At 43.5% G+C, this 13,975-nt stretch carries 19 protein-coding genes; all 19 read left to right on the top strand.

The window, feature by feature from the left end; translation table 11 throughout:
* Positions 1-4: 4 nt before the first annotated feature.
* Entirely contained in the window at positions 5-796 is a 792-nt protein-coding gene (locus ACSVDI_RS12705) for a ParA family protein (RefSeq protein WP_457945647.1), read from the top strand.
* Positions 793-1,707 (top strand): ParB/RepB/Spo0J family partition protein, encoded by a 915-nt coding sequence (locus tag ACSVDI_RS12700; protein ID WP_457943409.1) that lies wholly within the window; start codon positions 793-795, stop codon positions 1,705-1,707. The genes ACSVDI_RS12705 and ACSVDI_RS12700 overlap by 4 nt, the downstream gene beginning before the upstream one ends.
* A gap of 28 nt (positions 1,708-1,735) precedes the next feature.
* Positions 1,736-1,963 (top strand): hypothetical protein, encoded by a 228-nt coding sequence (locus ACSVDI_RS12695; protein WP_457943408.1) that lies wholly within the window; start codon positions 1,736-1,738, stop codon positions 1,961-1,963.
* A gap of 28 nt (positions 1,964-1,991) precedes the next feature.
* Positions 1,992-2,165: a hypothetical protein gene (locus ACSVDI_RS12690; protein WP_457943407.1), complete on the top strand. Its 174-nt coding sequence runs from the start codon at positions 1,992-1,994 to the stop codon at positions 2,163-2,165.
* Between the two features lie 74 nt (positions 2,166-2,239).
* Positions 2,240-2,527, top strand: coding sequence for a nucleotidyltransferase family protein (locus ACSVDI_RS12685; RefSeq protein ID WP_457943405.1), 288 nt, complete (start codon positions 2,240-2,242; stop codon positions 2,525-2,527).
* A complete protein-coding gene (locus ACSVDI_RS12680; protein WP_457943403.1) occupies positions 2,517-2,933 on the top strand; it encodes a HepT-like ribonuclease domain-containing protein in 417 nt (138 codons plus the stop codon). The genes ACSVDI_RS12685 and ACSVDI_RS12680 overlap by 11 nt, the downstream gene beginning before the upstream one ends.
* Before the next feature lie 26 nt (positions 2,934-2,959).
* Positions 2,960-3,583: a DUF6550 family protein gene (locus ACSVDI_RS12675; protein WP_457943401.1), complete on the top strand. Its 624-nt coding sequence runs from the start codon at positions 2,960-2,962 to the stop codon at positions 3,581-3,583.
* A gap of 59 nt (positions 3,584-3,642) precedes the next feature.
* The gene (locus ACSVDI_RS12670; protein WP_457943399.1) at positions 3,643-5,397 is read left to right on the top strand and encodes a hypothetical protein; all 1,755 of its coding nucleotides are present in this window, start codon (positions 3,643-3,645) and stop codon (positions 5,395-5,397) included.
* A 553-nt stretch (positions 5,398-5,950) separates the two neighbouring features.
* Complete coding sequence (locus ACSVDI_RS12665; RefSeq protein WP_457943397.1) at positions 5,951-6,985, top strand: hypothetical protein; 1,035 nt, start codon at positions 5,951-5,953, stop codon at positions 6,983-6,985.
* 20 nt (positions 6,986-7,005) lie between these two features.
* Complete coding sequence (locus ACSVDI_RS12660; RefSeq protein WP_457943396.1) at positions 7,006-7,260, top strand: septation protein SpoVG family protein; 255 nt, start codon at positions 7,006-7,008, stop codon at positions 7,258-7,260.
* 380 nt (positions 7,261-7,640) lie between these two features.
* Positions 7,641-7,850, top strand: coding sequence for a DUF6133 family protein (locus ACSVDI_RS12655; protein ID WP_457943394.1), 210 nt, complete (start codon positions 7,641-7,643; stop codon positions 7,848-7,850).
* A gap of 1 nt (position 7,851) precedes the next feature.
* Positions 7,852-8,358, top strand: coding sequence for a prepilin peptidase (locus tag ACSVDI_RS12650; protein WP_457943393.1), 507 nt, complete (start codon positions 7,852-7,854; stop codon positions 8,356-8,358).
* Between the two features lie 17 nt (positions 8,359-8,375).
* A complete protein-coding gene (gene cpaB / locus ACSVDI_RS12645; protein WP_457943392.1) occupies positions 8,376-9,125 on the top strand; it encodes a Flp pilus assembly protein CpaB in 750 nt (249 codons plus the stop codon).
* A complete protein-coding gene (locus ACSVDI_RS12640; RefSeq protein WP_457943390.1) occupies positions 9,115-9,858 on the top strand; it encodes an AAA family ATPase in 744 nt (247 codons plus the stop codon). Before cpaB ends, ACSVDI_RS12640 begins: the two co-directional genes overlap by 11 nt.
* Complete coding sequence (locus ACSVDI_RS12635; RefSeq protein ID WP_457943389.1) at positions 9,851-11,218, top strand: ATPase, T2SS/T4P/T4SS family; 1,368 nt, start codon at positions 9,851-9,853, stop codon at positions 11,216-11,218. The genes ACSVDI_RS12640 and ACSVDI_RS12635 overlap by 8 nt, the downstream gene beginning before the upstream one ends.
* Before the next feature lie 179 nt (positions 11,219-11,397).
* Positions 11,398-12,144 (top strand): type II secretion system F family protein, encoded by a 747-nt coding sequence (locus tag ACSVDI_RS12630; RefSeq protein ID WP_457943387.1) that lies wholly within the window; start codon positions 11,398-11,400, stop codon positions 12,142-12,144.
* A 2-nt stretch (positions 12,145-12,146) separates the two neighbouring features.
* Positions 12,147-13,010 carry a secretion protein F gene (locus tag ACSVDI_RS12625; RefSeq protein ID WP_457943385.1) on the top strand — a complete coding sequence of 288 codons (864 nt, stop codon included), beginning with the start codon at positions 12,147-12,149 and terminating at the stop codon, positions 13,008-13,010.
* A 10-nt stretch (positions 13,011-13,020) separates the two neighbouring features.
* On the top strand, positions 13,021-13,422 hold the full coding sequence (locus ACSVDI_RS12620; protein ID WP_457943383.1) for a DUF4320 family protein: 402 nt from the start codon (positions 13,021-13,023) through the stop codon (positions 13,420-13,422).
* Positions 13,419-13,970 (top strand): hypothetical protein, encoded by a 552-nt coding sequence (locus tag ACSVDI_RS12615; RefSeq protein ID WP_457943381.1) that lies wholly within the window; start codon positions 13,419-13,421, stop codon positions 13,968-13,970. Before ACSVDI_RS12620 ends, ACSVDI_RS12615 begins: the two co-directional genes overlap by 4 nt.
* Positions 13,971-13,975: the final 5 nt, after the last annotated feature.

Below are 13,975 nucleotides of genomic sequence, written 5' to 3'. Positions count from 1 at the left end.
GAGTATGAATGAAAATTCCTGCAAAGTGATCGCTATCGTGAACCAAAAGGGTGGCGTTGGAAAAACGACCACATGTGCAAACTTAGGCATTGGCCTTGCTAATCTTGGGAACAAAGTGCTGCTAATTGACGCTGATTCCCAGGGCAGCTTGACTGCCAGCTTAGGATGGCAGCAACCGGACGAACTTGAAGACACGCTCGCTACTGTTATGGGTATGATTTTAAGCGACGTTGCCATCCCGGACCGATTCGCAGTTCTGCATCACGCCGAAGGTGTTGACCTGATTCCAGGCAACATTGTCCTGGCCAGTGTAGAAAACACCCTGGTAAACGCTATGTGCCGGGAAGCCATTCTAAAGCAATACATCGACACGGTACGCAGCCAGTACGACTACATCCTGATCGACTGTATGCCGTCCCTTGGAATGTTAACCATCAATGCTTTGGCAGCTGCTGATAGCGTGATTATCCCGGTACAGGCTCAGTACTTACCAATTAAAGGACTTGAGCAACTAATCAAAACCATTGCAAAAGTAAAGCGTCAAATTAATCCAGGATTGTCGATTGACGGCATTCTGATGACCATGGTTGACACGAGGCCGAAATTTACAAAGGAGCTTCTACATAAGCTTCATGAAAACTACGACGGTAAGCTGAAAATCTACAAAAATAATATTCCCCTTTCCGTTCGGGCGGCGGAAATCAGCGCGGAAGGCAAAAGCATTTATGCTCACGACCCGCACGGCAAGGTAGCCAAAGCGTATGAATCCCTCACACTGGAGGTTGCGGCCGGATGAGTAACAGTGCAAGTAAAATCACGCTTACCCCGTTTGATGATTTGTTTAAAACAAGTAATGAGCGAACAGAGGATTCCAAAGAAAAAGTTCAGGAGATTCGTCTCTCTGAACTTTTCCCTTTTAAGGATCATCCATTTCAAGTACGCGATGATGGAGACATGACAAAGCTAGTGGAGAGCATCCGCCAGTACGGAGTTCTAAATCCTGCCATCGCACGCCCCCGCCCCGAAGGAGGATACGAACTGATTGCGGGTCACCGGCGCAAACACGCCAGCGAATTGGCTGGTATGCAAACCATGCCGGTCCTCATACGGGAAATGGATGATGATGTAGCTACCATCCTGATGGTAGACAGCAATTTGCAACGTGAAACCCTGTTGCCAAGCGAAAGGGCCTTTGCCTATAAGATGAAGTTGGATGCCATGAAACGGCAAGGAAAGCGTACCGATTTAACTTCGTCCCAAGTTGGGACAAAGTTAAACAAACAACGGGCAGATCAAATACTCGCAGAACAAGTTGGAGAAAGTCGTAATCAAATCCAACGCTTTGTCCGCCTGACCGAGTTGATTTCTCCACTTCTTCAAATGGTAGATGATAAAAAGTTACCCTTAAACCCTGCGGTGGAGGTTTCCTATCTTAAACCTGAAGAGCAAACCGTGCTACTGGAAGTAATGAATCAGGAAGAATCTTCTCCATCCATCAAGCAAGCTCGGCGGTTAAAAGAGTTCAGTCAATCCGGTGAATTAAACCGAGGAGCTATTCTTGCAATCATGACAGAGGAAAAGCCCGAACCGAAAAACCTAACCATTTCGGCAAAAAAGATTCAGCAATACTTTCCTGCGGAATTCTCTCCAGCACAGATGGAAAGCGTTATACTGGATTTACTCAGACAATGGAGCGTGGGTCGTTGAAATCTTAGAGCGAAAGGGAGTTTTTACCTTGCTGAAGATTAGATTTTACAATAAAAGTAATAAGTATACTCTTGATATGGAACCGTTTCAAAACGGTTCCATTAAGCAAAAGATACATGAAGCTAGAGCATATGCTGAAGCACACGGTGACATTGCCGGATGGACAATTTACGAATGGGTAGGTGGCTGCTGGTTCCCCTATCAGCCATTTAATTTTACAACTACGCAGGTTTTCAATCGAAAACAGCTGGTGTAAAACATATCTTTGAAAGGACTTGATTTGTATGAAAAGACTTTGTTATGGCGAAAATGGTTTGGATGGTATTGACGTGCCGGAACCGGAAAATTGTTTTATGACCGACATGGCATTCTTCGGCGGTATGATGCAAGACGAAATCGAAGCCGAAGCAGATCGTGAAGAAGCAGAGGAAAAGACGGTATACCGTGTAGGGGCTTGACGATTTAACTTTTTAATAGTATGTTGTAATTAAGAAAAATAACGCTGTTTATTGCGTAAGGAGGCCAATACAATATGACCGTTGAAGAAATTAAAAATACAGTTCAACCAATTGCTAAAAAGTATGGTGTGGAGCGTGTCTATTTGTTTGGCTCTTACGCCCGTGGAGATGCAAATCAAGACAGTGATATTGATCTGCGTATTGATAAAGGTAAGCTCCGCGGCATGTTTGCCCTATGCAGACTTTATACCGAGCTGGAAGAAGCTTTGAATATGAAAGTTGATATGCTGACAACCGGAAGTCTGGATGAGGATTTTCTTAATAAGATTAAGGACGAGGAGGTTCTTCTTTATGCAGAGTAATAACCGCAATGCGGATGTTTTAAGGCACATTATAAACTATTGTGATCAAATTGATTTAACAATAAAGCGATTCGGAGCTAATTACATGACATTTGAAAATGATATGGTATATAAAAACGCCACAGCTTTATGTGTCTTACAAATTGGAGAACTTACCACTCACTTGACCGAAGATTTTAAAAATACGTACACTGAAATGCCATGGACACAGATTAAAGCCCTACGAAACGTGGTCGCACATAATTACGGCAAAATTGATAGCCAGAGCCTTTGGGAAACTATAACAGAAGATATTCCAAAACTGAAAAGCTATTGCTCCGAAATTATCGGACAATTCGAAGTTCTGATGCAGGAAAGTACTTCTGAGTTAGAAGAAACTGAGGAAGAAACTCTTGAATTGAGATAAGCATCCCGAGATTGGAGGTTTTTTATATGAAAAAGATTAATCTTAACGCAATATCAAAAAGAAAGCTGATCGCCGGTGGTTCCGTTCTGGTTGGTGTCACCTTAGTTATTACGGTATTGGCCTTTAACACCGCGGCTAAAGTACCGGAAAGCAATTCGGTTGAATCATCCAGCTCTGTAGCTCCAACATCCACGGAAGTTTCTGTTAATGATATAAAGGCTATTGATAGTACAAGCAGTGCTGAAGAGATTTTTACCCCTTCGAGCGGGGTCAGTCAAAGCTCTGAACTTACCAAAATTGAAAAACCTTCAGCGCCGCCAACTCCGGTGATCGATGGTAATGCCACTAGCAGCGGAACGAAAACGCAAACGACCAATCCGGCATTAACAGATAAGAATCACAAACCAACTTACAAGACTCCGCCAACAGTGCCGAGCAAATCGAAGTCGGACAAAACCTCTTCCAGCCAGCCGTCTCAGAAGAAGCCAAGCAAACCTTCCACTTCCACAAGCAGTAAACCTTCTGGCGGGAAGCCGGGGCAAGTATATGTGCCCGGATTCGGATGGATCTATGCAGATAAAACTCCGGGACAAGGTACTGTTGTTTCAGGTGATTGGGGTGGCGGTTCTCAAGTTGGAATCATGGACTAAGAGAATACTCAGTTTATTGGAGCGTGGCTTTGTCCACGCTCCTTTTTTTCGGAGGTAACATGAAACGTATTTTAGTCATTATCTTATGCATTACATTTATTGGATTGTCGCCTTGTAATGCCTTTGCCGACACGGGTGATGGAAATATGAACGGTGGCGGCGGCGGTATGGGTAATGGGACATCACAAAACATTTGGCACGACGGGGAGGATGGTGTTAGGGTTACTGTTGTTCGTGCCAGCGATAATAAGCCTGTAAGTACACCAATAGATCTAACAAATAAAAATGAGAGTGGAATCTTACCTGGTTATCATTTCGGTAAAGTGTGTAAATTGCAGTATCGAAATGGTGTTGTCTTATTCCCATCCACAAGCCCATATACATATAAAAACCCCACAGCCTTATTACCTAAGATTATCAGTGATAGTGGAAATGCTAATATTACAGCGATTAAACACTATTTCTGTTCAGAAGGAACTTTACGCAACATATGCTCTATAATTGGTGCATCCTATGATACTCTGATAAACGGTAATTATAAATTACTCATTGAACCAATAGCCTATTTTACCTTTCAGGGATACAAATACGCGATGACAGCTACAGAAGCAGCACTATATGACCAAAAGATAAGCGGCGGGTTACGCTCAAAGATGGTTTCTTTGACGCATCAAAACCTGCCGCTTTCGCTATTTCTTGAAAAGTCAGACTTAGGGTATCCTGCATATAAGGGGTCTACTTCCAAACCACAATCCGATAATACGATTATCTCTTCGCTGGGACTAGGCATTGTAAAGTTTAAGCCAGGAGACGATGACAACGGTGGCGGTAATACCGGTGGCGGCTCAGGTAGCCAGAGTGCCACTTACCGGGTTAATACAGATGTTATAACTTCCGTCACATTATCAGCCGGTTCTGAAATTAATCCGGACAAACCTGCATCCGTTACTTTTCACATTTTGGGTGGAACATACACCGTGAAGAACATTGTAATTCCGCAGGGTGAATCACAGCTTGTTTGGGTAAAATGGCATACGCCCAGCACCCCACAGACTGTAAACATAACGGTATCTGCTTCAAAAGGTTCATTAGACAACAATCGGATTACCGCAAAGATTGAATCATTAGCCGAACACAATCCGCCAAATCCAACCGCAAAAGATCGGAACGATAACTTTGTAGTACCCACCGTACCTAAGAACACCGAGCGATCAGCAAGTTCCTGGGGAGTTTGGAATGCCACATGGATTCCCGTATGGGAATGGAAAGAAAATTGGGTATGGGTTGGAGATGACAAAACCGGTCATTGGGCAGATCACGGTAAATGGGTCGACAACGGATACTGGCAGTACAGCTTTACCAGCTATCACGCGACCCTTACGGCAAATATGTCCCTTTTACCGGATAATAAGGTTCCGACTGCGCGGGGAAAATGCATGCGTTCCGGTTACGGTGTCAAGGAGTCCGTCAATGCTCAGATTCGGTCGTCAGCTCCATCTTCTCACATTACTGGTGCACAAACGGCAATTACCTATTTCCCGGAATTTCAATATAAAAACTATTGGCGGCTGCTGGATTTGACACAGGCTGGCGAATCCGCGGTGCTACAGTTTAAAAACAATGAATACTCCACCTATAACCGGCGGGTTCATTTCACGCCTTTGTGGTATCCTGATGGAAAGTATACCGCATACACCTATCTGGAAGATGCTTGGACACCAGCCGGAATGCTCTGCCTTAATCTTGACGACTACGTGACAATCAACGGCTCTGTTTACGACGATTGGCATATTGGGCCGCAGCTGGTGGATTAAACAATACAAAAGGCTTCCCTATTAATTGTCAGGGAAGCCTTTTATATTGGAGGTAAAGTTTCCTTACTTATTTTTCAGATCTTTGTATTGATCTGAGGCCTTCGAAATCCTACTGAGAAAAACTGAGAAAACTTGAGAAAACGTGAGTTCTTTCTTGTTTTATGCAACCACAATATTTTGTGGTTGTATGACATTCAATTTTCCGTTCCAAAAACAGCTAAATTAAAAATTTGCCGTTTTTTCGGACTTGACTTTTCGTCCTGACCGGAGCGGTGACTAATTATACAAAATTACAGTTTCGCACAAATCAAGAAAAGGCATTATGCTAAGTATATGAGCTACTACCTGCATTCTTGTTTGATTGACAACGGCAAGCTGGTTCATCCATGCCTGCCGGTCTTTTTTCGAGATAGCCTAAATTAAGGTAAATTCTTTTTCAACATATAAACGTGGAGCTGATCAGCTCTGTGACTGCGGCTCGGTGTGCAAAGCCGAACGGTAGTAAGCCCGGTACAACGCACAGCTAACAATTATGATAAAGGAGTGTCCAACTATGTCTGAAAATTTATCTGGTGAATTTCGTCCAAAGAAAGCAAAGTTCGCACAAATCTCAAATGCTGCTTTGCAGGATGCAAAGCTGTCTCTTAAGGCCAAAGGACTCTATTCCGTTATTCAAAGTCTTATCACTATTCCCGGTATAAACCTGAAAGTTTATAGGTTGAAAAAAATGTGCAAGGAAAAAGATCGTGCGTTTGACAGCGCTTGGAAAGAATTGAAGGACGCTGGTTATCTGAAAATGTATCGGATGCCTGGCGGCAAAAATGGAGCGTTCAAATATGAGTATGAATTATTGGATACTCCGGATACTGTTCAACCCGCCCTTATCAACCGGAACAAATACGGTGAAGATATTTTACCTCAAAAAGACAATGAAGAAGCTGACCATACCCTACATTTTGTAGGTAATGGTGAACCAAATGGGCCTTTAGCGTCCGACCCTAATGATAAACCGGATGACTGCTCAGATCAGCAGACCGATTCTTCTGTTGACCATACCCCACATTTTGTAGGGTATGGTCAGGAACAAGGAAGTTTAAATAACCATACCCTACATTTTGCACCCAATGCTGAATGCATACCATGCTCCATGCATCCTATGCGAAATGTAGGGTATATAAATAATACTCCATCCAGTAATACTCTATCGAATAATACTCTCTCTAGTAATACTTCTGTCAGTCAGTCTTACGAAGACGGATTGACAGATTTTTTACGCGAAAAAATAAAAATACAAATTGAGTACGATTATTTTGAGGAGAACAAACCAGATGATCTTTCCACAGTGGATGCCATCATTGACTATCTGGTGGAGATGCAGACTGTTCGAGCAACCAAAATCAACGGGGTAACACAGACGCGCGAAGCTCTTGAACCGTACATAGCACGGGTTGATAGTACGACAATTATGGAATTTATGGAACACATGCGTGGGAAAAGTTTTAAGAACGTCAAAAACGTGTCGGCCTACTGGCGCAGCTGTCTAATCAACTTTTTGCGCGACCGGGAAGCACAAAAAATGACAGTGTAATCAGAAAGGAGGCAGAATCTATGAAAATTACAAACATCACAGTTCGCAATACTAACGGATACACTCGGTTGAAAGGAATTGCGTCTGTTGCTCTTGATAACGGGCTTGCTCTGAATGATATTAAAATTATCCAAACACCGCATGGCATGTGTGTGGATTTTCCCAAAGACAAGTATGGAAAAGCGTTGGTAGCTCCGCTTAACCAGGATACCAGAGATTACATGCAGCGACTGATTTTGAAAGCCTATCGGTTAAATGCGGATTATTTTCTATAAGGCCCTTTCTCAGTTTTCTAAGCAATCCTCCGGGCTCTTGTCATCCCGCAACCCCTTTGAACACCGGTTGATTTAATGCACCGTTTTGCCGCGGCATCCACTCTACCGTACAGACCAAATCTGGTGCCAACCAAACAGTCTCTTCGGTGGTTTTGATATTGTATTTTTTGGCCAGCTGATTTTTCGCGAGGATAATTCCATGTCGTTTCTCCGCAATATCAATGATAAATTTTTAAGCCGGTGAATAAAGTTCACCGGATTCTTTAAGGAGTGAAATTAAATGAGGACACGAAATAAACCGATTGACGTCACGTTGGATTCCAGCTAGTTGTGAACTCAACATCACTTACTCAAAATTAATAATATCAGGAGGAATGAAAATGTTCAAAGAAGCTTTAAGGAAGAAACTGATTCGTGCAAAAATCAAACTCGAGGATACTTCCGGTGCATCGGCGGTAGAAATTGCTATCGCCGCCGTTATTGCGGTTGTATTGGGGCTTATCATCTTAAATGCCTTTACCGGAATTTTTTCCGATACCGTCATTCCTGGCATTAGGGACAAGATAAAAAACATCTTCTCTGTGTCTTGATATGAAACAGTTAACGGAGATTTTTAAAAACATAAGCCCTGCTGAGCTTATCGCAATGTCGCTCATACTGCTCAGCACATTTTTCATCTTTTTCTCTGCTTTTGTTGATCCACTGATGATTATCAAAGGCTTTTTATTTACTCTTTTTATGCTTGCAATCAGCTACTGTGATGCAAAAACAAAAACAATTCCCGACTTGCTGCTTATTCCATTAATACCAATTGGGTTCATTCGAGTCAGTTGGGAATCACTGGCCGGTGCGGCCATCGCCGTTCCGTTCTTAATCGTTGCGCTGATCGCAAAAACGGAAGTCATTGGCGGCGGGGATATTAAGCTCATTGCCGCCTATGGCTTTGTATTAGGTCGTGCTGCGGTTATGGGTGTTTTATTTGGCTCTTGCATTTTTATCGTCAGATACCTATACCCGCGCTTAATGAGAAAGAAAGATACGTATGCGTTAGCACCCAGCTTAAGCCTTGGGTGCTTTTTTGCATACATGCTGCTTTAGGAGGAATGAATTACCACATGAAGAAGTTATTTCGAAACCGAACTTTCTTGGGGATTGGCAGCATTGTGATTGCTATCCTGATCTGTCTTGTAATTGCACCGGCTTTGAGTACATCCAACTCTAAGCAGGTTTCTATCGTGCGCGTAACCAAAAAGATACCTGAAAGTGCTTTGATTACCAAGGACATGGTACAGACGGTCAAAGTAGGTGGATATAACCTGCCTGCCAATATTATTACCGACCCTGACAAAGTCATTGGAAAGTACGCGACGGCAACACTGCAACCGGGGGATAACATACTGGATACAAAAATTTCAACGCAGGCCCCGAATGCATATCTGTCGCAGCTAGATGGGAAACAAGTCGCTGTTTCTGTCAGCATAAAGAACTTTGCGGCTGGCCTTTCCGGAAAGCTGGAATCGGGCGATATTATCTCTTTTGATGTTGCAAATTATGGTGACATGAAACAAACGCTTGCGCCAGAAGAACTGCGCTATGTTAAACTGCTGGCAGCCACCAACGATACTGGCACGGATAACTCTGAGGATGAAAGAACAAAGGACACCAAAGAGGAAGACATGCCTTCTACTTTGACCGTGTTGGCAACACCAGCGCAGATGCAGAAACTGGTGGATTACGAAAATAATGGCGTTCTTCATGCTGCGCTCGTTTACCGTGGCACGCAGGAAAACGCACAGAAGTTTCTAGATATCCAGGCACAATATCTGAACCAACAGGCACAAGGAGGAACCAAAGTTGGAAAATAATCGGTTTGTAGCATTGTGGGGCAGTGGAGGAAGCGGAAAAACAACCTTGTCCATAAAAATCGCAAAGGTTTTGGAAGAAAATAAAAAGAATGTGCTGGTCATTCACTGTGACGACGAAACGCCAGTATTGCCGTTGCTCATGCCCACAGCACAATGTACTCAATCTTTAGGGCACTTGCTGTCCCTGCCAAACCCATCCCAAATTGACGTTTTGAAACACTTTACCGTATACAGTGATCGTATTAGCCTGTTAGGCTATCAGAACGCCGAGAATGCGATTTCCTATCGGCAATACGATGAAAAAGATGTACGGAATCTCTTCCAGCTTTGTCGGCGCCTTGCCAATGTGGAATACATTTTAGTGGACTGTTCCAGCCATACGGTGGATAACTTGCTCACTGCGGTTGCTTTGGAAACGGCAGATGCAGTAATCAAGGTTGCAAATGCGAACCTGAGAAGTTCTGCGTATTTAGAGTCGCAGAAAGGATTATTGCGTGAAGAGCGGTTTCATTATGATAGACATATCAATGTTCTGAATAACGTACTTCCTGATGAGGATATCTATCCATTCCAGGAGTCATTGGGAGGAGTACCCTATGTATTTCCGCATTGTCCATCTTTGGAACAGGAATTCAACGAACAGAGGCTGCTTGATTCCATGTTTGGAAAAGATGCGCGGCGTTTTGAGCCGGTCATGAAACAACTAGTAAAAGAGGTATTTTTGAATGGCTAGAAACACGGCAATGTTTACATCTCAAAAAAAGGCTCTGCCTTTTCCAGTGTTGCTTGATGAAATCCAACAGTATATGTCCGAGAAATATCGAGAATTGACGTCCAACCTAGACAGCAAAAACAGCACGCAGTTCCGGTCGTATATTGAACAGTACCTAGCTGAAAAAGAGTATGGTGTGGAAGGAATGACAACGGATCAGCTGGTAAACAAGCTGTATTACGAAATGGCCGGATTTTCTTTCCTTTCCCAGTACATTGATATGCGCGTTCCCGGTGTGGAGGAAGTCAACATCAATGCCTGGGATGATGTTGAGGTTTGGTTCAGCAATGGGAGAGTGGAACCGGCAGACGGTCAATTTTATTCTCCTCTCCACGCAATTAACGTAGTCAAACGCATTCTTTCAAAATCAGGAATCGTATTGGACGGTGCGCATCCTTGTGTCCGTGGGCATTTGAATAAAAATATCCGTATCACTGTAAACGGACCCGGTGTTATTGATGATGATATCGGTGTTCAGGCGTCAATTCGGTTCGTGAATCCGCAGAATTTAGGCAAAGATGCATTTCTTGAAAATGGGCTTGCCACGGAAGAAATGCTGGATTTTCTCGTGACATTGTACCGTCATGGAGTTTCTATGTGTCTTGCCGGTCCGACCGGTGTCGGAAAGACTACACTTATGAGCTACATATTAAGGGCGGTTGCAAATAATAAAAGAAATCGGTTGTTTACCATTGAAGTTGGTAACCGTGAATTTGATCTGGTTATGAGAAATCAACAAGGACAGGTTATAAACAGTGTCATAAGTACGGTTACCAAAGAATCCAATGATCCGAAACAGGTTGTGACCGCGCAGATGCTTTTGGAACAGGCGCTGACCTTCCACCCGAAATACATTTGCATGGCGGAAATGAAAGGCTCCGAAGCCTATGAAACGGTGGAAGCATCTTTAACCGGCCATGCTGACCTGAGTACCATTCACGCCGATTCTTGTAACGATATTTATGACCGCATTCTGACGCTATGTGTGCAGAAATCTACCAACCTGAGTGAGCTCAAACTGATGGATCTCATCATTAAAGCGTTTCCGGTCGTTTTTTACGTAGATAAGATGGAAGATGGCGTGCGCCGCATCGTGGAAATTGCAGAAGGTGAGATCCTAGGCAATGGAAAGTACCGTGTTCGCACGTTGTACCGGTACCACGTTTACAATAACCAAAAGAATTCTAGAACCGGGAAAACAGAAGTAATAGGCAATTTCGAAAAAGTCAACCCGATTTCTTCTCAGCTTCAGGCAAAGCTGAGAAGAAAAGGACTGGACGAACGGACGCTTGAAAAGATGATTGGAGTTGAAGCAGCTTGACTTTTTTTTATACCACCGCCTTTTTCCTAATGATAGGCGGTATGTATATTTTACTCGATATTTCCCCTCTCGAGTTGATAAACCAACTTTCTCAGATTAAATCAAACAGAAAAATAAAATTGAAACATGCCATACAAAAAAGCACCAGACCGCGAAAATTGCGCGGTCCTCAGAGAATTGTGAAAGAAACACAGGATACCCTGCGGCAAGAGAATCAAATCGGCCGTTTTTCACAGTTGGTTATGATGTCGTTTATCCTTGCCATAGTCGGTATCTTACTGTCCAGCGCTGTGAGCAATCTGTTCCTTACACCAGTTTTGGCGATTGGATTTGCTCTGCTTCCGTTTTTATATGTGTTGCTGATGGCAGCTAAAAATCGAAAGAACTTCAATAACGCACTGGAAACCGCTTTATCCACGATTACGTCGACGTATGTTCGCACAGATTCCATCATTACGGCGGTCGCGGAAAATATTCAGTATCTTGACCCTCAGATAAAACCGACGTTTCAGCGCTTTTTGGTGCAAGCTGAGATGATTAGCCCGGATATTCCGGCTTTGCTGGATCAAATGAAAGATCAAATTGACAGTGATGTGTTCTGTGAGTGGATCGACGCCATGAAACTATGTCAGGATGATCGAAATTTAAAAAGCACCCTCTTGCCTATTGTAAACAAGCTGTCAGATATGCGTTATGTATCGGGAGAATTAAACAACCTGATGTACAAGCCAATGCAAGAGTTTGTCATTATGGCGCTTTTGCTGATTGGTGAGATTCCCATGCTCCGGATGATGAACGCAGACTGGTATAACATCTTGATGTACTCGATGGCGGGAAAAATCATTATTACGATTGACGCGGTGATATTAATTGTTTCGCTGGTCGCAGTCGTTCAGAATACCCGGCCTGTCGAATACAGGAGGTAATTATGGAATTAATATTTGTTTTATTCCTGTCGTTTGGTATATACTTGATTTCCTGCGACTTGTGTCACATTCCTACGCTTGCAGCGACAAAGGCTGTGATGAGCATAACGCAGCCGAAAAAACATCCCATTTTAAATATTGAAGCTATTGAAATATCTTTAGCTTCGAGACTCAGCAAAATAATCCGACTCAGCGAATCCCGAAAAAAAGAGTGGAGGTCAACGCTGGCCGTCGCGGAAATTCCAATGCAGCCGGAAACATATTTCGCACGTTGTATTGTCAAGGCGCTGCTAAAGCTGCTATTCCTAATTCCGTTTTCCCTATTGGCTCCGTTGATGGATGTTATCATCATCATATGGTCAGTATGGGGTATATTTCGAGATATAAATGAAGCACGGACGAAGGTAAAGCAGCGCCATGAAGAAATTAACCGAGAACTGCCGCGTTTTGTTTCCACTGTGGAGCAGGAGCTGAACAGTACCTCTAATATCTTGGAAATTTTAGAGGGGTACAAAGCAAGCGCTGGCGATGCATTTCGGTATGAGCTGGAAATAACAATCGCTGAGATGAAAACCGGCTCACAGGAGCAGGCATTAATCCATCTGGAATCCCGTGTGAATACCGTCATGATGAGCCAGACTGTGCGCGGTTTGCTGGCGGTCATTCGCGGTGATAACGGCATCATGCATTTTGCCATGCTGGCTAACGACTTTAAACAGCAGGAACTGCAACAACTCAAAATGATTGCGCAGAAACGGCCGGACAAAGTAAAAGTATTCAACTACCTGATTCTGGCCGCTTTTTTTCTTACGTTTCTTACGCCAATCGCAATTTATTTCGTAAACCTGCTAAGACAACTGATGTGAGGTCATCATCATGAAGAAAATAAACAGGATTCTGAAATCACGAAACGGAAGCATTGTATTTGAAGCTCCGGTCATGCTGATTATCTCTGTTATGATTATTGCCATCGCGCTATACTCTTTTCCTGCCATTATCGCTAAACAACAGCTCGACACTTACGCGACAGAGCTGAAACGCACCGCTGAATTAACCGGCATGGTAGGCACGCAGACTACGGAAAAAGCACGAAAATTGTCTGAAGAAACTGGTTTGCATCCCGATATCAGCTGGTCAAAAACCGGTAAAATTCAGCTGGACGATGAATTTACCGTGACCTGCAGAATAACCAAAGACATTGGGTTCGGCTGGTTTGGCTCATTTCCAGTGCCTTTAACTTCAAAACAAACGGGGCGTTCGGAGGTTTACTGGAAATGATGATAAAAAAGCTCAAAAGAGTCTTACGGAACAGTAAAGGCAGCAGTAATATCAGCACCGTAGTCGTCGCCATGCTTTTAATCATCCTTGTAGCCTGTGGACTGGAATACCTGCGTTTGAATGTGATTGTCCAAGGTACGCGTAACGGTATGGAAACCGTCATTACACAGACCTGTACAGAAAACTACGACAGACTATACAATGGTCTGCGCGAAGGGTATAGCGGCGGATATAAACTGAATAACGGAAAGTGGACGGAGGACATCAATGCCGACTTTGCCTACTCCATCATGGATAAGCAGCTGGGGACAAAATCTGATGGCTCCGGACACGCAAAATACAACGGCAGCACAATGGAATATCGTATTTCAGATTTATCCATCCAGATGACAAATACTCCATTCGCACCGGATAGCTTTGGAAATGAGCCTAAATTCACCGGCACGGCAACCTATACGTTGACAGTGCCTTTATCCTTCGGCTGGCAGAAACTGCCGCCGCTTGTTATTCCTATGCAAGTAAAAGCGGGTTATACCGCAAAGTTCTAAAAAAG

It is taken from the genome of Caproiciproducens sp. LBM24188, assembly GCF_054130445.1.
This window is presented reverse-complemented; position numbering and strand designations above follow the sequence as displayed.